Raw genomic sequence first — 20260 nt, 5'->3', positions numbered from 1 at the left:
TCCTGCCGTTCAATCCTTCAAGTACCACCGACAGCTTCTCCTCTGTCGTCCAATTACTGCGCTTCATCTTGCCTCCTTGGCTAGATGCCTCATTCTACCTCTAAACACTCAACGTGTCCAGTCTCTGAGGGGCGCAGTATAAGGGCGAACGCAGGGAGCTATCCCATAGCACTATATCCTAAAAACTAGACGTTCCCTGCAATCTCTCCGTCTCAACTTGACAATAGATGTCATTGCGAGACGGCTCCGAGCCGGCAAAGCTCCGAAGGGTGAGCACGGAGAATCATCGTATTGATAGTTAAGACACTTATTCAAGAAGAGAAATATCCCTCTCCCCTCGGGAGAGGGTGGCGCAAAGCGTCGGGTGAGGGACGCGGGGTCCCCGGACGAATGCGCGGCAGACGTCTAGGGTGATAGTTGGAGTTGGCTGAGGAAGGCTCTGAGAAGGGTTCTGAGAAGGGCTTTGAGGAGGGCTCTGAGGAGGGCTTATCTTGGTATCCACGCTCCGCCGATAGCGAGCCCCATCACGTCCTTTGCGCCCGCATCGAGGAGGACCTTCGCAGCTTCGTCAAGAGTGGAGCCGGTGGTAATGACATCATCCAGAAGAAGGATGCGCTTATCGGAAAGCAGGTGGACTCTTTTTGGGCTTACGCTGAAAGCGCCCTCGACGTTCGCGCGGCGTTGTGATGCGGAAAGTTTTGTCTGGGTGCGGGTCATTTTGCTGCGGGATAGGACTTTATCGCAAGGAATTCGCACTTGTCTTGATAACGCTTTCGCAAGCTCCTCGCTCTGATTATACCCCCTCCTCCAGCGTTTGAAGGGATGAAGCGGTATCGCAACGATGAGGTCGGCTGTGGAGAGCGCCCGGTCGCTTGAAAGCACGAGCGAGAGTTTCTGCGCAAAATAGCCGGCAAGCCTCTGGCGCTGTTCGTATTTGAATGCGTAAACGACTTTGTCCAGGGGATAGGTAAAGCGCGCCCATGCGCGTATCCGTGATAGGGAGAGGGGGTATTTCGCGCACTCGAGGCATATCTTGCTGCGCCGTGATTTTTCGAGCGGCGCTCCGCATCGCTGGCAGAATCTCTGTTCGATTGCATGGATTTTTGTCTCGCACTCTTCGCACAGGGGAAGCGTGCGGGAATCACGCTCGCAGGCAATGCATACTGGCGGAAAAAAGAAATCGCGGACGGCGTCGAGCACCCTCTTCATCATGCTTTATTCAGGGTTGAAACAACGGACAGATTCCTGGAGCCTGATTCCGTGCGTCAGTGTTTGCCTTTGTGCTTGGATGATTTCTTCTTCGACGATGGCTTCTTTTCCTGTTCCTTCGCCTTTGCAAGCATCTTTGCGCGTTCTGCGGCAATCCACGCGGGCGAGGGAACTTTCTGCTGTATGAACTGGCAGAGAACCACAAAACCGATGCCTGCAGCCATCAGCCCGAGCGCGATTATCTGGTTCGTCCAGAGGTTCAGGTCGTTCTCGTAGTACCGGAAGAAGTTTACCCCGAAGCGCAGGCCGCCGAAACCCAGAAGAAAAAACCCGAAGAGCTGTCCCTTGCGCAGGCTCTTAATCTGCATGAGTAGAAGGAGGATGCCGAAGAGAAGAAGACCTCCTCCCGCCTGGAAGAGCTGAGTGGGCCAGATAGAGTGGTCGGGTCCGAAAGCGAATGAGGCAAGTGAATGTTCAGGAAAGGTTATGCCGCAGACGTCCGTGGGATTCCCGAAGCAGCAGCCGTTGAAAAAGCAGCCGAAGCGGCCTATGCCCTCTCCGAGCGCGACAACGGGCGCAATCGAGTCAAGCAGGGGAAAGATAGGAAGCTTTTTCGCCCACACGTAGATTCCGCCGGCAATAAAGGCGAGAATGAACCCTCCGTAGTAAACCGCGCCGCCCTCCCATATTGCGAATATCCTCTGCGGCGCGTCCTTGAACTCGGGCCAGTGCATGAAAACGTAGGCCAACCGCGAACCGACCACCACGCCAATGATGACCCAGAACGCAAGGTCTGTGACAATGCCCGTATCCATGAGGGTACGTTTCTTGAGGATAAAATGGAAAACGATAATGGCTGCAATAAAGGCGAGAAGAAGAAAAAGACTGTAGGTTCTGACGGCCACTGTCCCCAGACCGAGGAAGTGCAAGTTCAATTCAAATAAAACAGGTAGCATAGCGGTATCCTAGACGAAAGTTTCAAAAAGTCAAGAGGTTTTAACCCAAATGACTTCGCCGTTCTGACGAACGGATACGAACTCATTTGGGGACCCCTATTGACAAGGATATCAGAAACACCTTCGACTACTTCCAGAGAAGCCCGGGATGACCCGGCAAAGACGAAATGTCGAGAATTCTGAGAGTGTCAGTTGGGTCTGAGAAGGTTCTGAGGAAGGCTTGAGGAGAGCAGAGAAGGGCAGAGGAGAGCCGGGGAGGGCCGAGGAGATCTGAGAAGGTCTGAGGATGTTGTGTTACGGGTGAGGGGGCTGAGGAGAATTATTTGAGTATCTGCATCGGGACAGGGACGACCGTCAGGATAAGGATGGCTAACGCGGCTAGTGAGAAGAGCACGTCGGACGCTTTCAGGGGCGTAATCTCGTCCTCGGCAGGAGGATGCTTGAACCCGAAGGCAAGGGTGATTGCCGCCCAGACCAGCCAGTTCCAGGATTTGAAGAAAAAGGCGACCGATGCGAGTGCTACGTAGGTTGCAATGGATAGATAGATGCGGTTCTTTCCGAAAAGACCGTAGGATATATGCCCGCCGTCGAGCTGGGAAAGAGGAAGAAGGTTCAGGGCTGTAACGAGGAAACCGAGCCAGCCCGCAAGCGCAACAGGATGAATCATGACGGTCGAACCCTGGGGCAGCGGTCCTTTCACGATGAGGGAAAGGAGCTGGAATATAAGGGATTCTCCAAACTGAACAGCACCCGAGGTTGCAGGCGTGGATACGACTTCGGAGAGCATGAGTCCGACAATGGTCACGGGAATAGCCACAAGAAACCCGACTATGGGACCAGCTGCACCCACACGTATGAGCGCCCTGCGTGATGGAATAAGACCCATCCGTATAACGGCGCCCATGGTTCCGAAAGGCGGCATGAAGGGGATAAAGAACGGCGGGGTCGCCTGCATGCCGAAATAGCGGCATGTGAGATAGTGTCCGAGCTCGTGGCTCCCAAGGATAAGGATGATGGAAAGCGAATACGGCAGCCCGCGCCAGAATAATAGTGGGTTAGCGAACACGTCGACTCCGGATAACAGTGCGCCGCCTGCGGTGGTGGTTATGAAAGTGAGGACGAAGAGAAGTATGTTGAGCCAAGGTCTCTGCCTGACCTTGCGCAGAGTGAAAAGCCCAATCTTCAATAAATGAGGTGCGGTATTGGAGCCTTTATTGTTCTCGAAGAAGGGGGTCAGTCCCTCCCCTAAAACGATATTCTTGAGAGCAAGGACGTTCTCAGAGCGGGGTTCGAATATTTGACCCTCGAGCGTTATGAACCTTTCTTCCTTTCGAACGGTGTCTATCCTCATGTGGCCTTCGAGCCTCGGGATGATCTCGGCTGTTTCTCTATGCATCAGTCTATACTATAGAATAAGTTGCGCCTGCGTCAAGGCGAATCAGAGGGAAGCTTTCGGAGTCTTGCCAGCGCTTCGATGTCGGAGTCAGGGATGCCCGTTTTTCTTTTTCTGACACCTGAAAGAATCGCTATTTTTGCCGCCTTATCCGTAACCTCTATGAGGTCAAAGGCGCCTGCAATATCCTCTCCGGCTGCAATCATTCCGTGAAGGGACCAAATGACTGCATTTGCATGTTTGAAGGCATGAGCGGTCAGCTTGCCGAGATCTTCGGAACCCGGAGTCAAGTAAGGCAGCATTTCGAGATTGCCTGAGAGCAGTACAGCGGCCTCGGGATACATCCTTGGTAGGAGCCTCAGGATATCTTTTGGATCGCGGAGCAAGTGCGTCAGAGCAATAAGGTTGGTCGGATGAGTATGCAGCAAGACCTTGAAATTAGGCCGAGCGGTCGAAAGAAGCTCGTGAACGGCTAGATGGCTAAGGAGCTCACTCGTGGGAAATCCTGCGCTGCTTTCGAAGATATAGGATTCACCTTTTTCGGACAAGGATAACAGGGTAACATGGCTCAAAGGGTCGATTGCCACATCCCGCATCCGGCTGCCCCTGCTCTTAACGAGAAGGCTTTGACCAGCCAGAGCCGGAAACGATGAGGGTAACTGAACCCGCTCACCCTTTATTATGCATCTATCAAGACGTATGGAAAAGTTGCCTCCATTACCCTCGGCCCAGCCGCGTTCCGCAAGTAATCTGGCCGTTTGTTTGATGTCCGGCTCGTGGTGGAGGGTAATTTTCTTAAAGATATCTGACATTTTACATGTTACATACGATATAGTGGATTGTCAACGCGCCTGCACGAGGGAAAAAAGGATTATTGTTCGAGAGCCAGGCGCTCTAGTTCAAGAGCCAGGTATTCCGGGTGATTGATCCGCAGGGTGAAAGCCTCGAACTCGTCGAGAGGGGTCCTTGAGGATTTATTCTCAGGCAACCCGTCCGCGACTGCAGAGCCGAAATGGGAAAATATCTCGTTGCGTGACAGGGCTGTACCGCCGTTAAAGTAAACGAGCTTGTTCAGTCTGGCGTTGGCGGAGCGGGAAGCGTTGATGCTCCTAGTCCAGGGTGTAGCGTAGATATAGACGCCGTCCTTCTCCTTGCGGACAAGAAGCCTATCTTCGCCAAGGCTTGGGAACCGTTCTGCGAGCGAATTCAATATTATTCTTGAACTGTTGTGAGGCTCTGCGCCGACGAGAAATCCTTTGTTTTTAACGAGAAGACCGAGTCCGCGAACGAAAAGCTCCCTTTCAGGGTCAAGACTCGCTCTGAATACAATCTGGAACAAAAGATTCCATGCCGATGAAAAGCTCTTCTGAGCGACCCAAGGGGTGCCCACAAAAACCTTGACGCGCTTCTTTTTTAGCGCAAGCACCGCCTCCATGGATGCGCCTTCGACCATGGGAGATTTGATTCTCACGAAAAGATACTCGCCTTTTTCTGCAAGCGACCAGACAGCCCCCTGAACCAGGTTGCGGGCTTCTGGAAATACGACTCCTTCCTTGGGTCTATCGAGAACGTCTACATGAATGGTCTCGTGCGTAGGAATGATAGGCTCGGCTGGGAAAAGCGAAAAAACCCTCTGACACGCGTAGCGAACCGGGCTTTTTACGTAGTAATAGAAAAGGAGTTCCCTGTCGCAGAGGTTTATCCTGGCATCAGCTGTATACATTTGATGCATCCGTAAAAGGGAGGTGGCTGTCGGGGAAACCCCGGCAGCCACCGGATAAGTATGGGAGGAGGGCGTAATCTCTATTCTTATTAATTTCCTTCATTTTTCCTTTTCCTCCCTTGCTGGGTAGGGCGACTGTCGGGGAGACCCCGACAGTCGCCGGATAAGTATGGGAGGAGGGCGTAATCTCTATTTTAACCTCTTTTCCCTTTTCTAGTCGTCCGGGATTTTTTACTCGTCTATGCTTGAAGAATAGTTTTAACAAGCCCTGCGTCAATCAGCAAGATACCCTATACCAGCCTGTAGGGTATCTTGCTTAGAAGCTTTATATACTTCTATTTTTCAACATCTTAATTCCAATGTTATGTTGACGACTGAGATTTGCTCGTTCGCATCAACTGCTTGACATTAGTCTCACAATTCGTAAACTTAATATAAAAGATGGAGGATAAAATGTGGGTATACTGTGAAAGCGACATTGAAATAGAGTGTGATACACTTGAAAACTGGGAACACAATCCTTCCTTTATCGTATTAAAGAACTGCAATATACGAAAAAAAATCACGTCCAAAAAAGGCATACCGAAAATCATCCTGAATCCGAATCAAATAATCGCTATAGGTGAGGAAAAACTTGACTGGCACGAACTCCAGAAAGTCCGGTAAGTTAAATTCATCATTAGTTTGTGCCAATCGCATTCGCAACCCTTCATTCAGGGCTTGACACTCTTCCAAGAGTAGTTAAAATTATTCTAAATAAGGAAGCGTAGGGCTGAAGATAGAAATTAATCATTTAAGGAGGAAAGATGCCTCGGAATAAGTTAGTATTGATTGCGTCTCGGTTTTTTATATGGCTTGCTTTATTATTGACGGCAAGCGCTTTGTATGCCGATTCGGTTTCCCTTGAAGCCGCAAGCATGGCAGCCCGGACTCAAACGAAAATAATCATGCAACGTTTCAACGACCCAAACTTCGCTTTATCCCACTCATACTCCCTTGATAATCAGCCAAAACCTCTTTACAGCAAGGATGGTAGCGAGCTTCTGGCATACGTTTTCGAACTCAAGCCTCAGGGATTCATTGTTATAGCTGCAAATACCGATGTAGTGCCGGTCATTACTTACTCGGAATACGGTTCATTCCCTTGGGAAGAGAACCCGAATAACGTTTTGCTTATTATGTTGAGAGCCGATATTGCTGAACGCCTTCGTTTGACTACTCCTCAATCCCGCGCAAGATACAACGGCCAGTGGAACGCTATTTTGAGCGGCAATCCGCCTTCGGCACCGGGTGATTCCTGGCCCCCTGCAGGTCAGACATGGACAGGCGGATGGGTCGAAACGCAGTGGCACCAGATGTCGCCATACTACAACAAATGTCCAATGGATCCCGTGACAAGCCAGCGGTCGGTAGTCGGCTGCGTTGCAACAGCCATGGTTCAGATAATGAACTTCTGGCAGTATCCGGATTCGGTATTATTCACTTCTGCGGATAACTACACCACCGATACAAGAGGGATAAACATCGATGCAACAACCGCTACCCTGCACTCCATCGATTACGATGGCGGCACTCCGTCCGCGGCAACTTGCGCCGACATCTCCTTTGCGGCCGGCGTTTCCGTTCACATGGATTATACAAGCGAGGGATCCGGAGCATACCATTTTGTTGTACCTGCCGCATACAAAGACAAATACGCTTACAGCACGGCTGATTACAAACTCGTCAGCGATCCCGATTTCTTCACCGTGCTTGAACAGAACATGAAGGACAGCATGCCTGCCATGCTCGGCATTTCAGGCTCCCTGGGCGGACATTCAATCGTCTGCGACGGATTCCGTGAAACAACCGGAGACGACGAATGGCACCTGAACTACGGCTGGCAGTCGAATCCCGATCCGGCGGCAAGCTCATGGTACGTGCTTCCCGATGAGCTTTATACGGGTCTTGAGATTCTGAACGACGGGATAATGAACATTGAGGCGCCTTTTAGACCTCTTGCCGTGCCGGTTGCCGATTTTTCAGGCACTCCGACATCAGGCTCGGCTCCGCTGAGCGTAACCTTTACCGACCTTTCAACAGGAGATCCTACCGCGTGGTCGTGGGATTTCGGAGACGGGGTAACATCCTCTATACAGAACCCCGTTCACGCCTACACTGCCGACGGGCAGTATACGGTAAGACTCATAGTCTCGAACGCTGACGGAGCAGATACGGCGACAAAGACAAACTACATTTCTGTGGGCGCGGGGGCTCCCACGGCGAATTTCACAGGAACTCCAACATCCGGTAATGCGCCCTTGACCGTAACATTCACCGATCAGTCTACAGGCGCTCCGACAGGCTGGCTGTGGAGCTTCGGCGACGGAGGCACCTCGACGATCCAGAATCCCGTTCACGTTTACAACAACTCAGGCGCCTACGACGTTCAGTTGATTGCGGTAAACCCCTCAGGTTCCGATACGCTCATAAGAACAGGATACATAAATGTCGGAACCGCTCCCCAGCCTCCGGTAGCCAACTTCTCAGGAACGCCCACCACGGGAAACGCGCCTTTAAGCGTAACCTTTACCGACCAGACTTCGAACTCGCCTTCGACATGGTCATGGACGTTCGGAGACGGCTCTACTTCAAGTGACCAGAACCCCGTTCACGTCTACAATGCGGCAGGTTCCTATACGGTGAGACTCATTGCATCCAACACAGCCGGCGCCGATACCCTGGAGCGCGCTAATTACATTGTTGTAACCACGCCCGGAACACCGCCAGTTGCGGCGTTTACGTCGACCCCGGACAGGGCGTATGTACCTCTTACCCATCGTTTGAGCGTTCAGTTTACAGACAACTCGACAGGAACGCCTGCTCCTAACGCCTGGCTGTGGACATTCGGCGATAATGATACGGCGATTACTCAGAATCCGACGCACGTATACACTTCAACAGGCAGCTTCATCGTCAGGCTTATAGTCACAAACACATCCGGCGCGGATACCGCATTCGATACGATTGTGCTTGCGGCGCTGCCTTCCGATTTCTTTACCATGCCTGCGCTTGGAAGCATCTCTCTAAAACAGATTGAAATCGGATATGGATTACCTCTGGATGCGGTCGTTCAACTGACCATATACAATGTAAACGGTCAGCTCGTTAAAAGATTCTTATCGCAGGAGATGCCTGCAGGAGAACACACGCTTATCTGGGATCTTCTGGATGAAAACGGACGTGCAGCTAACCCCGGTGTCTACTTCATTGAGCTTCGCGCTCCTGAAGGCCTCGCCACTTCAAAAATCGTCTTAACAAGATAAGGAGATAAAAATGAAACGTTTAGCTCTTCTTGCGGTAGTTGCTTTGACTGTGTCGGTTTTTATTCTAACCGGATGCCGCGAACGCATTATATACACCGGACCGGCTGACTGGCTCCTTCTTTCAACCGACGCCAACGACGGCTCAGTCGCTTACAACGGCCATTACCTTTACGTTGACGCTGATTTTTCGGACAACGTTCTTTTGTTCAAGGTCGAAACATGGGCTCCTGTACCGAATCCAGCCTCGAACGTCCAGTTCGCCGTCTTTTTCGATACGGATGCCAGCGCGGCAACCGGGCTTTCTGCAACGACGCCCGGCACATGGGAAGCGCCGAACGATATAGGCGCTGACTACATGATGTTCGTCGGTACTGACACAACATCCACAGGTACACAGAACTCCAACCTTATCTACCGCTGGAACTCGGCTGTAACCCCTCCAATCTGGGAAGAAGTCGGACCCGTTGCAACCCCGTATCAGCCTGCAAATACCGATTCCGTCATGGGTTCCGTAAGCCTTGCGGATATCGGTAATCCCGCCGGCGCCATCAATGTAATGTCCATTCTCCTCTGCAATCCCGGTACATCCGAGTATCGCGATCACATCCCCAATACCGGCCACGCAATAATAGACCTTGCTGCAGACAGTGTAATTCCAGCTGCCTCTCCTGTTGCAGTTCTTCACATGCAGCAGCAGGAAAGGAAAGGCCATGTTTCACTTATAACAGGCAAAGTTGATGATTTCAAGGAGGCTAGATGAGAAAGCTGTTTCCGCTGCTACTTTTGATGACTTCCATGGGTTTTGCCCTGCCAGCCTTTTACGGCACGAAGGGCACTAACTTCGTATCCTCTGCAAGATGCGAAGACATGGGGTTCCTCTGGTTCAATATCACACCTGAAGGGTATCTCGACCACGTTATATTCCAGGATTCCGGAGGCACGATAGATGCAGAGTATCATAACCAGGCATTGAAGCCCATGATATCCCTGGGATTCACACCCTGGCATTATCTCGAGTTTTCCGCCTTCGGTTCTGCGTATTTCTATCGCAACACGGAAACGTCGGCATCGGTTTTCGGTCTTGGAGACGTAGGCGCTCACATCAAAGGAAGTATTCCTTTCACGCCTCTGGATGCACCGCTTGTGACCGCTCTGGGCATAGACGGCTTCTTTAATATGACGCTTCCATTCGAGATGGATGCCGCTGGCAATGCCACCATGAGCCAGTACCTGGGATACTATCCGTTCGACCAGGCAGGTCCGGAGTTCGGCGGAAAGCTCCTCTTCTCGATGGAATCAAGGTACATATCCGGTCACGTTAACGCCGGATACTGGTACCGCAGCGCTCACACGATAGACGCCGCTACCGTGCAGTTCCCCCAGACGATACTCGCCGGTTTAGGTGTTGAATCAAACCCCTTCCCATGGCTAAACCCGTACCTCGATTTCAATCTGAACTACGGTCTTCCAATGCTCACCCCGGATACCCTTACAGGCATCTCCACCCACATGAGCCTTGGCGTAAGATTCCCGATAATGATGGGCAAGAACAAGGGATTCGGACTGTTGTTCACGCTGGCAGCCGGGGCCGATCCCATGAACTTCGGGTCAACCTTCTCGCTCTATGCGGGAGTGGGCATCGGCGGAGACCTCATAAAACCGAAGGAGAAATTCCTTGAGGGAACCGTTGTCGATGCAGAGACCGGAAAACCTATCAAGGACGCCCAGATAGTCATCTCAGGGCCAGACAGGGACTCGGCGCTCATGATGACTACGGACAGTCTCGGACACTTCGTAATAAGCGAAAAGGAGCTTCTTGCGACCGATTCGCTTTACGTTAACGCGGAGAACTATCATCCCGAGGCAAGGGTGCCTGAGGAGCTACAGGTGATTCTTTCGAGCAAAGAAAAGGTTCCTCTGGAGATGGAACTCGAAAAGATTAAGGAATCATGGCTTGCAGGCATAGTCTCCGACGCCGCCACATCAGAACCTTTGAAGGCAGTCATCCGATTCGAGGATATAGATTCTGGAACCGTCCTGAACCCCATAGTCTCTGACCCTATCACGGGCTATTTCAGGCTGAACATCAAGCCCGGCGCATACAAGATGCAGACTTCTTCGAAAGGGTACGTTGATGATAGCCGGACAATTACCATCAAAGTAGCCCAGGACACGATTATCGACGTATTCCTCTCGCAGATAGAGAAGCCCGTACCGGTTGTGCTCGAGGATATAGTGATCACAGGTTTCGGAAAAGCCCAGACAGACCTTTCCTTGATGCAGCTTCCATACCTTGAGAAGATAATTGAGACCATGCAGGCGCATCCCGATGCAACCATTATCATCAAAGGCCACACGGACAGCATAGGTTCAGACGCCACGAACATAAGAGTCGGAGAGAAGCGGGCCAGAGCCGTATACGACTTCCTTCTGGCAAAAGGCATATCCGCCGACCGCATGAGGATTGAATCCTACGGTGAACGCTATCCTGTTGGAGACAACCGCTACAACAGAGGCCGCGAAGCCAACCGCAGGGTGGAGGTTTCGTTCTCTAAAGGCGGCGCGGACGATGGAGGCGATCACGGAGTGAAACCTCCGACTTCAAGATAAAGCGGATTTTTTAATTTTCTGAGCGCGGCTTTGCCGCGCTCTTTTTCTTGCTTGACGCATTTATAGTATCATGTATAATCCTATCATGGACGGAACAGTTTCTGGGGAAAAAATGGGTGCATACGACAGGGGTGAATTCTATCCCAAGGTCAGGAACTGGATAATACAGAAATTCGGAGAAGAACGCTACCTGGAATTCTCAGAAACGCTGCCGCGAGAAATAGCCGAAAGACTGGAGGATGCGGATCAGGCAGCGTGGTATCCTGTAGAGGATTCCAAGCTTTTATACGAAAAAATGTTCGCCCATTTCGGGGAGGAACATCTCGAGGATTATGTGCATTTTTACGTCAACCAGGCTATAAAGGGATTTCTGAGAGGCCTGGTTTCATTCCTTAAGCCACTCGATCTAGCAAAAAGAGCGCTTTCATTATGGAAGCGGTTTCACTCGACTGGACGTTTTGACACTGCGGTTCACAATCCCACTCACGGCACCATAACCCTTTACGATTGGGCATACAGCCCAGTACACTGCAAGATACACGGACTCTGGTTCAGGGAACTCGTGAGCATGGCCGGAGGCAAGGATATCGAAGTAACTGAGACTCACTGCGTTCACAAGGGCGACCCTTTCTGCCGATGGGAGGTGCATTTTGCCTGAGAAACCAGAACCAGGCTGCGGAAGGGGTGTTTTCGGTGCATTGCTGAAGGAGTGGATACTTGAACACAAGGGAGTCGATTTCTTCAACTCATTCAAGGCGTCCCTGACGGATTTCCAGGCAGCCATTCTCGAGAATGCCGACAGGGCAGCTTGGTATCCCGTTAAAGATTCCTTCGCCATTCACGAACGCCTCTACGAGATTCTTGGCGAAGAGGCCCACAAAGAGGTCGTCAGAACAAGCATCAGAAAGAGCATCTCAGGATTCCTGAAGGGCCTTGCATCCTTCGCTTCGCCTATAACCCTTGCAAGACGCGCCTCCGCATTCTGGAGCCGCATGTACTCATCCGGCAGGATGGAGACCGAAAAGGTTTCTTCCGGGGAGTTCAATGTGACTGTGTACGACTGGAAGGAGGTCGAGTTCGGCTGCTACGTCGTGGGATTGTGGCTAGAGGAGATGATAAAACTGACGGGCGTGAAAAAATACAAGCTTGAAAAGACATGCTGCGTGCACAAAGGCGCCGAATTCTGCCGCTGGAACATAAAACTGGCCTGACTCAATAATTGCAGCGACGCAGCTGAATCCGTAAAACATCAGGGTGAGTCGCAGATATGTTTGCGTGTGTGTTGTTCACTTGACAGATTGATTTTCGTTTATAGACTTTATGCATGAATAATTCTGAGGCAGAGCTATCCGGTTATAAAATTCGCGGACTTCTGTACGGCGCGGTCTGCGGCTGGCTTATAGAGACCTACGGCTTCGAGCGCTTCGAGGATTTCCTTGAAACCCTCCCCCCTCCCTTAAAGGAACGCATCACGAAGCTTGAGAAAAACAAGTTTCATCCGTCGGATACCAAGGAATGGTATCCGGCTCACGAAGTATATCCCCTTTACGAGCAAGTCGCAGACTATCTCAAATCAGAGATGAACGAGAAGCAGATCATTGACGAACTGGTCAACTACATGTTCAAACAAAGCGTTTCAGGATTCATGAAGGGGTTGTTGTCATTTCTGACCCCTGCGGCGCTTATAAGGCGTTCCTCGACGTTCTGGAGAAGGGTGCATTCATCAGGAGAGGTCACGATTAAGGAAAAGGGAAAAAATCTATTATCGATCTCGCTGTACGACTGGAAGACCCATAGAATAAGCTGCATGATTTTCGAAAACTGGACAAGACGTCTTATCGAGCTAACTGGCAGGACGGTCGTTCAAATGACAAAAACACACTGCTGTCTTGAAGGCGACGAAGCCTGCACCTGGGATGTAGAGTTCAGGTAACGAATCGCGCGCGGTATCTAGGTATTAAGGTAGGGATTGATTCGCTGGATTGTTCCGAAAAGGGCCCTGCCGCCGTGACCGGGCATCACGAGCGTTTCGGGAAGGAGGAGGGACTTCAGAATTTCCACAGACTGCATGATGAGGTCGGTATCACCGCCCGCAAGATCGGTGCGGCCTATGGAATCGGCGAATAGCGTGTCTCCCGTAAACGCCCAGCGTCTGTTTTTTTCGATGCATGAGACGCTGCCTGGAGAGTGCCCGGGCGTAGGCTGCACGGTGAATTCTGCACCGCCTATTTCGATAACCTCTCCCCCCTTGAATACGATATCGGGTTCAAGAGCGGCCGACGGATATCCGAGGAAAGTGAAGACCGATGACGACCGGGTAAGAAGGGTTTTGTCATTCTCATGGACCGCTATCTTCCACCCCATCTCCTGAAGCCTGGGACATGCACCCTTGTGATCGAAGTGCCCGTGAGTGAGTAGCGCCGTTCGCTCATCGAGATTAGCAAGTGATGCGGCGCAGGCGATAAGCTCGTCTTCGGGAAACCCGGGGTCGATAAGTAACGCGGAGGTCTTTGATAGAAGCAGATAGGAATTTACCTGGAGCGGACCAACAATGAAGCGTTCAAGGCTTACGTCTTCGATTCTCGCGCTATGCTTCACGATGGAAATGCTTATATATCTTTTCGGCAAGACCGGGCCCTATGCCGGGCGCCTGCTTTAACTCGTTCAAGGAAGCCTTGCGAATACGGGGCACAGACCCGAAGAACTGCACGAGAGCGCGTGCCTTCTTTGCGCCTATTCCGGAAACGAGATCGAGTTCCGAGGAGACTGAGGCTTTTGTTCTTAGCTTGCGGTGGTACTCCACAGCAAACCGGTGGGACTCGTTGCGGATGCGGACGAGGAGCTTCAGAACGGGATCCGATGCCGGGATAACGACCTCCTTGCCGTCGCGACTGAAGAGGTGGTCGTGGGTCTTTGCGAAGGCAAAAACCGGAAGGTCTACATCTACGTAATCGAGGAACTCGCGAACGATTGACATCTGGCTCTTGCCGCCGTCGAGGATTAGGAGGTCCGGCAGGCTCTTTTCTTCCTTCTGGAGCCTTGAGATTCTGCGCGCCACGACTTCGGTCATCATCAAAGGATCGTTTGAACCCTTGACCGATTTTATCTTGAACTTGCGGTAGAGCGATTTGGCAGGCTTTGAGTTCTTGAAGACGACTATGGAACCGGTCGGATTCGTGCCCTGTATGTTCGAGATATCAATCATCTCTATGTGGGAAGGAAGGGTTGCAAGATTCAGATAATCCTGGAGCTTTTCAAGAAGGGGATCCGATCTGGGAGCCTCCTTGTCCTGTGCAATAGCGAGCTTTGCATTCTCTAGGGCTATATCCAGAAGATGGCGCTTCTCATCACGGACACCGGCCGAAAGCTTGACTTTCTTCCCGCGATAGGTCTCAAACCATTCCAGGAAAACATCTGAATCCTCGGGCAGGAGAGGAAGAACTATCTCGTCGGGTATATCGTAGGTATGGGTGTAGATTAAGCGCAGCACGTCATGGATTATCTCTTTATCGGAACTGTGACGTGGAACGGTAAGCATGAAAGTTTCATGGGCATACATGCGGCGTTCGCGCAGCTTCAAAAGAACCGCCGCCGCTCTTGATCCCTGTCTTGCCGCAATCACGAAATCACGGGGCGTGGAATCGAGAGAGGCTTCCTTGGCGTGATATCTGACTTCGCGTATGGAAAGAAGCTGGTCTCGCAGAAATGAAGCAACCTCGAACTGCTGGGCTTCGGAAGCCTGCCACATGCGGCGTTCGGTCTCCTGCTCAAGCTCCTCCGAGCGGCCCATCAGGAATTCTATCAACCCTTTGAGCTGATTCTCGTACTCTTTATCCGAGGCTCCCTCGCGGCATGGAGCGGAGCAGAGCTTCAACTGGAACAAGAGGCACGGTCGGGAAGGTCTTTCTAAAGGAAGGTTGTATCCGCATGAACGGACCTTGAATATCCTCTTAACAGCATCAAGCGTACGTTTGAGATTCTTTACGGACGAGTAAGGGCCGAAAAGAAGATTGCCGTCCCTTCGTTCGTTGCGGGTGACGTAGATTCTCGGAAAAGGTTCTTTTATTGTTACTTTGAGATATGGATAGCGCTTGTCGTCCCGGTAGCGGATATTGTATACGGGTTTCGAGAGCTTGATGAGGTTCTCTTCGAATATGAGCGCCTCGGCCTCTGTCGATGTGATTGTCACTTCGACCTTTGCCGCTTTAGGTACGAACGCTATGGCGGGCTGAGTCGAGGGCGTGAGGTAGGATGAAAGCCGGTTTCTTAAATTGGCGGCCTTGCCTACGTAAAGAACCCTGTCTTTTGAATCCTTGAATATGTAAACGCCCGGCTTGTGCGGAGCGGACTTTATGAAATCCCTGACATGTTCGGCTATCACTAGCTTTAGTTACCCCTTGATAACAGCCAGAGGCTTCATGCGGCAGACCTTTCTTGAAATCCCGGAGTTGTGGGCAACTTCAACAACCTCATCTATATCCTTGTACGCCTCAGGAGTCTCCTCGGCAAGGGTCTTCGTGGACGTTGAGAGGACGAGGATGCCTTCCCTTTCTAAGCGCGCCTTTACCTCGTGACCCGATATCTCCTTCATCGCATGCGAGCGCGACCATACCCTGCCTGCGCCGTGACAGGTGGAGCCGAAGGTCTCCTCCATCGCCTTTTCCGTTCCGAGCAGAACGTATGAAGCGGTTCCCATGTCGCCAGGGATTATTACAGGCTGACCGATGGAGCGATAATCTACTGGCACGTCAGGATGATTCGCGGGAAACGCGCGCGTAGCGCCTTTGCGGTGCACGCACAGCTTCGCCCGCCTGCCTTCGACCTCGTGCTTCTCGAATTTGGCTATGTTGTGTGCAACGTCGTAGACCAGCAGGAGGCCGAGCGATTCAGCTCCTTTGCTGAAAACGTTCTCGAAAGCTTCCCTGACCCAGTGCATCATCGTCTGTCTGTTCGCCCAGGCATAATTTGCGGCAGCGGCCATTGCACCGAAGTAGGCTTTGCCCTCAGGGGAGGATACGGGCGCGCAGGCAAGCTGGCGGTCAGGAATGGATATGCCGTACTTCTGAACCGCACGCCCGAGACTTTTTACTGCGTCGTCGCATATCTGGTATCCGAGCCCGCGCGAGCCTGAATGAATCATGACGACTATCTGTCCCTTATGTAGACCCATAACCTCTGCCGCCTTTAAGTCGTATACATCGTCGACCTTCTGTATCTCAAGGAAGTGATTACCTGCGCCGAGCGTTCCAATCTGCGGAAGACCGCGTTCAAAGGCGCGGTCTGATACCATAGCAGGGTCTGCACCGCTGAGATTGCCTCCCTCCTCGGTGTGCAGAAGGTCGTCCTTCCAGCCATACTCCTTTGTCACGGCCCAGCGAGCGCCTTCAACAAGCACCTTTTCCAGCTCCTTACGGTTGATTCTTATCCGACCGCTCTTGCCGACGCCTGCAGGCACTGTCGAGAAGATGGTTTCGAGAAGCTCTGGAAGTCTTGGCTTAACCTCATCGACTGTGAGATTCGTTCTCATGAGCCTGACACCGCAGTTGATGTCATAGCCTACTCCGCCGGGAGAGATTACACCATCCTTGAGATCGAACGCAGCCACTCCGCCTATCGGAAAACCATAGCCCCAATGGATATCAGGCATTGCAAGGGAACTTCCGACGATTCCGGGCAAGTGGGCAACGTTTTCAACCTGCTCGGGTGCGTTATCCTTGAGCAGGTTAGGGAGGAGCTTTTCCGACGTGTATATGATGCCGTCCGTCCTCATCCCTCCAGTTTTAGGGATTCTCCAGCGGTTCTCATCGAGCTTTTCGAGCTTTCCCTGGTAACCTTTGTCGCTCATAGTGTGATTATAGAAGTTGTCTTTTGACTGTCAATCAGCCCGACTCTACTTCTCGAGCCGCTCAACCATCTCCTCGTACTCCTCATGAGGCATCGAACGCTCGAACTCCTCGCCTTCTTCGAACATCGCTTCATTCTCTTCTTTACTTAATTGACACAAGGCTTGAAGAAAGAAGCGCTTATGCTTTTTCTCTATGTGTCTGGGGTAGAATATCGAGGTCGCTGAGCGACCTCGATATTTGAGATAGCTTTGCATGGTCTTGATTGTTCCCCTATAAAAGCTCGCCCCCGATAAGGGCAACCATCCTTTCGATTACCCCGCGCCCTCATTAGAACAACTATAAGCTTCTTCTTCAAAAGCTTCTTGCATGCCATTTCCGACTTCTTCTTTTATTTCAACTGACTTTATTACTATAAGACTAAACCCTGGTTATCAAGTAGGTTTTTTAAAAATCGGAATACCTTAGACTTTCGTCCAACACAGTGACCCGGTTACTGATAGGATACTGAAATCGACCCTTAATAAGCTAAAAACGGGGAACATCGAACCGGCAAGCGAAAAATCGATGAAAAACGCCCCGAAAACAAGCCGCCTGGCCCTCAAAGGGCATAACTTTCATTATTAAAAAACTTAAGACAGGAATGCTGTGAACGTTCGCGTTTGACGGAGCATTTCCAGGGGTTGACAGGAAGTTTTTTTCGTGTAGGCTTGAGGCTGAATACCTAGGAGGAATCGTGTCTTTTGATGCAAGCCATTTGTTCTCGAATGCTGCAAAACGAATGCGCCGCTCCGAGATACGCGAGCTCTTAAAGCTCACGCAGAAACCCGATATCATCAGCTTCGCCGGAGGATTGCCGGCTCCGGATTTATTCCCGGTTGAAGACTTCAAGAAGATTGCCGTGGATGTTCTAGACAAACAGGGTTCAAAAGTCCTACAGTACGGAACTACAGAGGGTGACCCCGGCCTTCTCAAGGAACTTATAGCATTTGAGGGACGCGAAGGGACTAAGATTGCGGTCGAGGACTTGCTCGTTACGACAGCTTCTCAGCAAGGACTCGACCTTGTAGGAAAAGCCCTTGTCAACGAGGGCGATCCCGTCATCATGGAGCTTCCGTCATACCTTGGGGGGCTGCAGGCTTTCGGCTCCTACGGCGCCGATATGATAGGCGTCCCGCAGGATTTCGACGGCATAAGGGTCGATATCCTTGAAGAAAAGCTCAAGGAATTGGATAAGAAAGGCAAAAAGGCTAAGTTTATTTATATCGTGCCCGATTTCCAGAACCCCTCGGGCGTCACCGCGACCCTTGAGCGCCGCAAAAAGGTTCTAGAGCTTGCAAAAAGATATGATACGTTCGTGGTAGAGGATACGCCGTACAGGGAGCTGCGATTTGAAGGCGAGTCCGTCGCCCCAATGATAACGATGGACGACGACGAGAGGGTGATAACCCTTCACACATTCTCGAAGATCCTTGCCCCGGGCTTCCGCATCGGCTGGATGATCACGAAGAACAAACCGGTGATGGAGAAATTCGTCATGGGCAAGCAGGCCACCGATCTCTGCACTGCTCCTGCGGGTCAGATAATGATAGCCGAGTACATGGCAAGAGGGCTTCTCGAGAAGCAGATTGAGCGCATCAGGGCGGCATATTTCCGCAAGCGCAACATCATGCTTGAAGTGTTCGACGCCGAGATGCCGAAGCTTGAGGGACTCAAATGGACCCGGCCCCAGGGAGGACTCTTCCTCTGGGTCTCTCTGCCCGAGCGCATGAGCGCTACCGAGCTCTTCCCGAAGGCGATCGAGAAGAAGGTAGCATACGTTGTGGGCTCAGCGTTCCACTGCGACGGCAAGGGCCAGAACTGCATGCGCATAAACTTCAGCTACGCGTCAGAAGAGCAGATAAAGGAAGGCGCAAAACGCCTTGCCGCTCTGATAAAGGAAGAAGCTAAGTAACTATTTTAAATAAAATTAGGGATGTCGTCTCCGCTAACGATATCCCTTTGATTCCTTGATATTGCATATCTTTTAATATGCGCCGACGTCTAATGTGTCGGGTTTTAATACGCGGAGATGAACCATAAAAAAGGAGCAACAACATGCGCGCTTCAGCATTATCGATCAAGGCAGGCCTTTTCCTTGCGGTTTTTCTCCTTTACAGTGATGCAAACTCCGAAACTGGAGAGTAAAATGACCGATGCACGATATTGGCATTTCTTTGAAAGCATTCATCCGGATGCCGATTCCTGCGAACTCAGGTTATGGGTCGCCCTGCCCGTTAATCACTCTGGACAGAATGTAGAAATAAGAGATATTTTCCCCGAACCGGAGAAGATAACGACCGATTCCCTTACAGGGAACCAGATCATCTTCTGGAGATTCAGAGACTTAAAAAACAAGGAGCGGTTTTACGCTTATTACGACTTTAAGTTCGTTCGGGAACCAGTAATCTCCTGCGTCAATCCTGAATCCATAGGCGGATACGACAAAGAATCGGAAGAATACAAGCGTTTCACCCAATCCGAGCCCTGGATAGAAATCACAGACAAGATACGCTCTAAAGCGGAAGAAATAACCAAGGGAGAAACCAATCCGTACCGCATGGCGAAAAGGGTTTTCGACTGGGTAACCGATAACATGGTTTACGAATACCCAGACCAGACGAAGAGAGGGGCAGCCAATTCTTTTGAGACGTTAAAGGGAGACTGCGGTGAGTTCAGCGTCGTTTTTTGCGCAATGTGCAGAAGTCTCGGTATACCTGCAAGAACGGTAACATGCGTGTGGCTGACCGATGCCGGCCACCAGTGGGCGGAGATTCTTATGCCCGGTTACGGCTGGATGCCGGTCGATGCATCCACCGCTCAGGGTCTTAAAGGCAAGTCCAAGGCTTTCCTTGACGAAAAAAACCGCATAAAATCTTTTGCGGATTCACGAGGCATGCCGACCTATGACGCGGACTGGCTCTATGGCAATCTCTACCCCGAACGTTTGATAGTAGCCATCGGCAACAACATAAAGGTGGATTATCCCGATCTCGGCATCTCGAAGACATTCCTCTGCATACAGCCCGGGGGGTTATTCGCCATGCCGCCTGCGTTTGATGCCGAGGGTGTATCAACGAAACCGATACAAACCGGTTTTTATGTGTTCGGTGAACACTCAAGGGATATAGACTTTGCGCAAAACCTTGCGACGCAGAAAATGGCCCCCAGCTACATATCCG

The 20260-nt window shown here is 51.3% G+C and carries 19 protein-coding genes and 3 pseudogenes; 12 read left to right on the top strand and 10 right to left on the bottom strand.

The genetic code is table 11. From position 1 onward, the window contains the following. Window positions 1-486: 486 nt before the first annotated feature. The 6 genes from GX441_08915 to GX441_08890 all read right to left on the bottom strand — a co-directional run bounded on the left by GX441_08915 (window position 487) and on the right by GX441_08890 (window position 5546). Complete coding sequence (locus GX441_08915) at window positions 487-1212, bottom strand: ComF family protein (protein ID NLI98760.1); 726 nt, start codon at window positions 1210-1212, stop codon at window positions 487-489. Between the two features lie 53 nt (window positions 1213-1265). Beyond that, on the bottom strand, window positions 1266-2165 hold the full coding sequence (gene lgt, locus GX441_08910) for a prolipoprotein diacylglyceryl transferase (GenBank protein ID NLI98759.1): 900 nt from the start codon (window positions 2163-2165) through the stop codon (window positions 1266-1268). Window positions 2166-2484: 319 nt separating this feature from the next. Beyond that, window positions 2485-3561 (bottom strand): site-2 protease family protein, encoded by a 1077-nt coding sequence (locus GX441_08905; GenBank protein ID NLI98758.1) that lies wholly within the window; start codon window positions 3559-3561, stop codon window positions 2485-2487. A 32-nt stretch (window positions 3562-3593) separates the two neighbouring features. Further along, entirely contained in the window at window positions 3594-4370 is a 777-nt protein-coding gene (gene rhaD / locus GX441_08900; protein ID NLI98757.1) for a rhamnulose-1-phosphate aldolase, read from the bottom strand. Between the two features lie 59 nt (window positions 4371-4429). Continuing rightward, window positions 4430-5281, bottom strand: coding sequence for a hypothetical protein (locus tag GX441_08895; GenBank protein NLI98756.1), 852 nt, complete (start codon window positions 5279-5281; stop codon window positions 4430-4432). Further along, a complete protein-coding gene (locus tag GX441_08890) occupies window positions 5268-5546 on the bottom strand; it encodes a hypothetical protein (GenBank protein ID NLI98755.1) in 279 nt (92 codons plus the stop codon). The genes GX441_08895 and GX441_08890 overlap by 14 nt, the downstream gene beginning before the upstream one ends. Window positions 5547-5722: 176 nt before the next feature. Between GX441_08890 and GX441_08885 the strand changes: the two genes are divergently transcribed. The 10 genes and pseudogenes from GX441_08885 to GX441_08840 all read left to right on the top strand — a co-directional run bounded on the left by GX441_08885 (window position 5723) and on the right by GX441_08840 (window position 13129). Continuing rightward, on the top strand, window positions 5723-5947 hold the full coding sequence (locus GX441_08885) for a hypothetical protein (protein ID NLI98754.1): 225 nt from the start codon (window positions 5723-5725) through the stop codon (window positions 5945-5947). Window positions 5948-6087: 140 nt separating this feature from the next. Continuing rightward, a pseudogene (locus tag GX441_08880) lies at window positions 6088-6456 on the top strand (hypothetical protein). Between the two features lie 600 nt (window positions 6457-7056). Then, window positions 7057-7602, top strand: a pseudogene (locus GX441_08875) (PKD domain-containing protein). A 27-nt stretch (window positions 7603-7629) separates the two neighbouring features. Next, window positions 7630-7974, top strand: a pseudogene (locus tag GX441_08870) (PKD domain-containing protein). Window positions 7975-8322: 348 nt separating this feature from the next. Continuing rightward, a complete protein-coding gene (locus tag GX441_08865) occupies window positions 8323-8586 on the top strand; it encodes a T9SS type A sorting domain-containing protein (GenBank protein ID NLI98753.1) in 264 nt (87 codons plus the stop codon). Between the two features lie 10 nt (window positions 8587-8596). Further along, window positions 8597-9346, top strand: a complete 750-nt coding sequence (locus GX441_08860) for a hypothetical protein (GenBank protein NLI98752.1) — start codon at window positions 8597-8599, stop codon at window positions 9344-9346. Further along, a complete protein-coding gene (locus GX441_08855; GenBank protein ID NLI98751.1) occupies window positions 9343-11196 on the top strand; it encodes an OmpA family protein in 1854 nt (617 codons plus the stop codon). Before GX441_08860 ends, GX441_08855 begins: the two co-directional genes overlap by 4 nt. Window positions 11197-11281: 85 nt before the next feature. Then, on the top strand, window positions 11282-11854 hold the full coding sequence (locus GX441_08850) for a hypothetical protein (protein NLI98750.1): 573 nt from the start codon (window positions 11282-11284) through the stop codon (window positions 11852-11854). After that, the gene (locus tag GX441_08845) at window positions 11847-12407 is read left to right on the top strand and encodes a hypothetical protein (GenBank protein ID NLI98749.1); all 561 of its coding nucleotides are present in this window, start codon (window positions 11847-11849) and stop codon (window positions 12405-12407) included. Before GX441_08850 ends, GX441_08845 begins: the two co-directional genes overlap by 8 nt. Before the next feature lie 113 nt (window positions 12408-12520). Continuing rightward, window positions 12521-13129: a hypothetical protein gene (locus GX441_08840; GenBank protein NLI98748.1), complete on the top strand. Its 609-nt coding sequence runs from the start codon at window positions 12521-12523 to the stop codon at window positions 13127-13129. 17 nt (window positions 13130-13146) lie between these two features. Here GX441_08840 and GX441_08835 read toward each other — a convergent pair whose 3' ends face one another. Genes GX441_08835 through GX441_08820 form a run of 4 tightly spaced genes read right to left on the bottom strand, consistent with a single transcriptional unit; the run spans window position 13147 to window position 17296 of the window. Continuing rightward, window positions 13147-13794, bottom strand: a complete 648-nt coding sequence (locus GX441_08835) for an MBL fold metallo-hydrolase (protein ID NLI98747.1) — start codon at window positions 13792-13794, stop codon at window positions 13147-13149. Next, window positions 13784-15577: an excinuclease ABC subunit UvrC gene (uvrC, locus tag GX441_08830; GenBank protein NLI98746.1), complete on the bottom strand. Its 1794-nt coding sequence runs from the start codon at window positions 15575-15577 to the stop codon at window positions 13784-13786. The genes GX441_08835 and uvrC overlap by 11 nt, the downstream gene beginning before the upstream one ends. 9 nt (window positions 15578-15586) lie before the next feature. Then, entirely contained in the window at window positions 15587-17041 is a 1455-nt protein-coding gene (locus GX441_08825; protein ID NLI98745.1) for an RtcB family protein, read from the bottom strand. A gap of 45 nt (window positions 17042-17086) precedes the next feature. Next, complete coding sequence (locus tag GX441_08820; protein ID NLI98744.1) at window positions 17087-17296, bottom strand: hypothetical protein; 210 nt, start codon at window positions 17294-17296, stop codon at window positions 17087-17089. Window positions 17297-17820: 524 nt separating this feature from the next. Between GX441_08820 and GX441_08815 the strand changes: the two genes are divergently transcribed. Together GX441_08815 and GX441_08810 are read left to right on the top strand one after the other, a co-directional pair. Beyond that, complete coding sequence (locus GX441_08815; protein ID NLI98743.1) at window positions 17821-18993, top strand: PLP-dependent aminotransferase family protein; 1173 nt, start codon at window positions 17821-17823, stop codon at window positions 18991-18993. 234 nt (window positions 18994-19227) lie between these two features. Further along, on the top strand, window positions 19228-20260 hold a 1033-nt coding region (locus GX441_08810; protein NLI98742.1), incomplete at its 3' end, for a transglutaminase domain-containing protein.

The organism is bacterium (assembly GCA_012517375.1).
Lineage (GTDB): Bacteria > Hydrothermota > Tepidihabitantia > B3-TA06 > B3-TA06 > JAAYVC01.
This window is presented reverse-complemented; position numbering and strand designations above follow the sequence as displayed.

Coding starts and splice junctions, on each gene's coding strand:
- GX441_08915 (NLI98760.1), bottom strand. CDS start 1,212: ATGATGAAGAGGGTGCTCGACGCCGTCCGCGATTTCTTTTTTCCGCCA.
- lgt (NLI98759.1), bottom strand. CDS start 2,165: ATGCTACCTGTTTTATTTGAATTGAACTTGCACTTCCTCGGTCTGGGG.
- GX441_08905 (NLI98758.1), bottom strand. CDS start 3,561: ATGCATAGAGAAACAGCCGAGATCATCCCGAGGCTCGAAGGCCACATG.
- rhaD (NLI98757.1), bottom strand. CDS start 4,370: ATGTCAGATATCTTTAAGAAAATTACCCTCCACCACGAGCCGGACATC.
- GX441_08895 (NLI98756.1), bottom strand. CDS start 5,281: ATGTATACAGCTGATGCCAGGATAAACCTCTGCGACAGGGAACTCCTT.
- GX441_08885 (NLI98754.1), top strand. CDS start 5,723: ATGGAGGATAAAATGTGGGTATACTGTGAAAGCGACATTGAAATAGAG.
- GX441_08865 (NLI98753.1), top strand. CDS start 8,323: ATGCCTGCGCTTGGAAGCATCTCTCTAAAACAGATTGAAATCGGATAT.
- GX441_08860 (NLI98752.1), top strand. CDS start 8,597: ATGAAACGTTTAGCTCTTCTTGCGGTAGTTGCTTTGACTGTGTCGGTT.
- GX441_08855 (NLI98751.1), top strand. CDS start 9,343: ATGAGAAAGCTGTTTCCGCTGCTACTTTTGATGACTTCCATGGGTTTT.
- GX441_08850 (NLI98750.1), top strand. CDS start 11,282: ATGGACGGAACAGTTTCTGGGGAAAAAATGGGTGCATACGACAGGGGT.
- GX441_08840 (NLI98748.1), top strand. CDS start 12,521: ATGAATAATTCTGAGGCAGAGCTATCCGGTTATAAAATTCGCGGACTT.
- GX441_08825 (NLI98745.1), bottom strand. CDS start 17,041: ATGAGCGACAAAGGTTACCAGGGAAAGCTCGAAAAGCTCGATGAGAAC.
- GX441_08820 (NLI98744.1), bottom strand. CDS start 17,296: ATGCAAAGCTATCTCAAATATCGAGGTCGCTCAGCGACCTCGATATTC.
- GX441_08815 (NLI98743.1), top strand. CDS start 17,821: ATGCGCCGCTCCGAGATACGCGAGCTCTTAAAGCTCACGCAGAAACCC.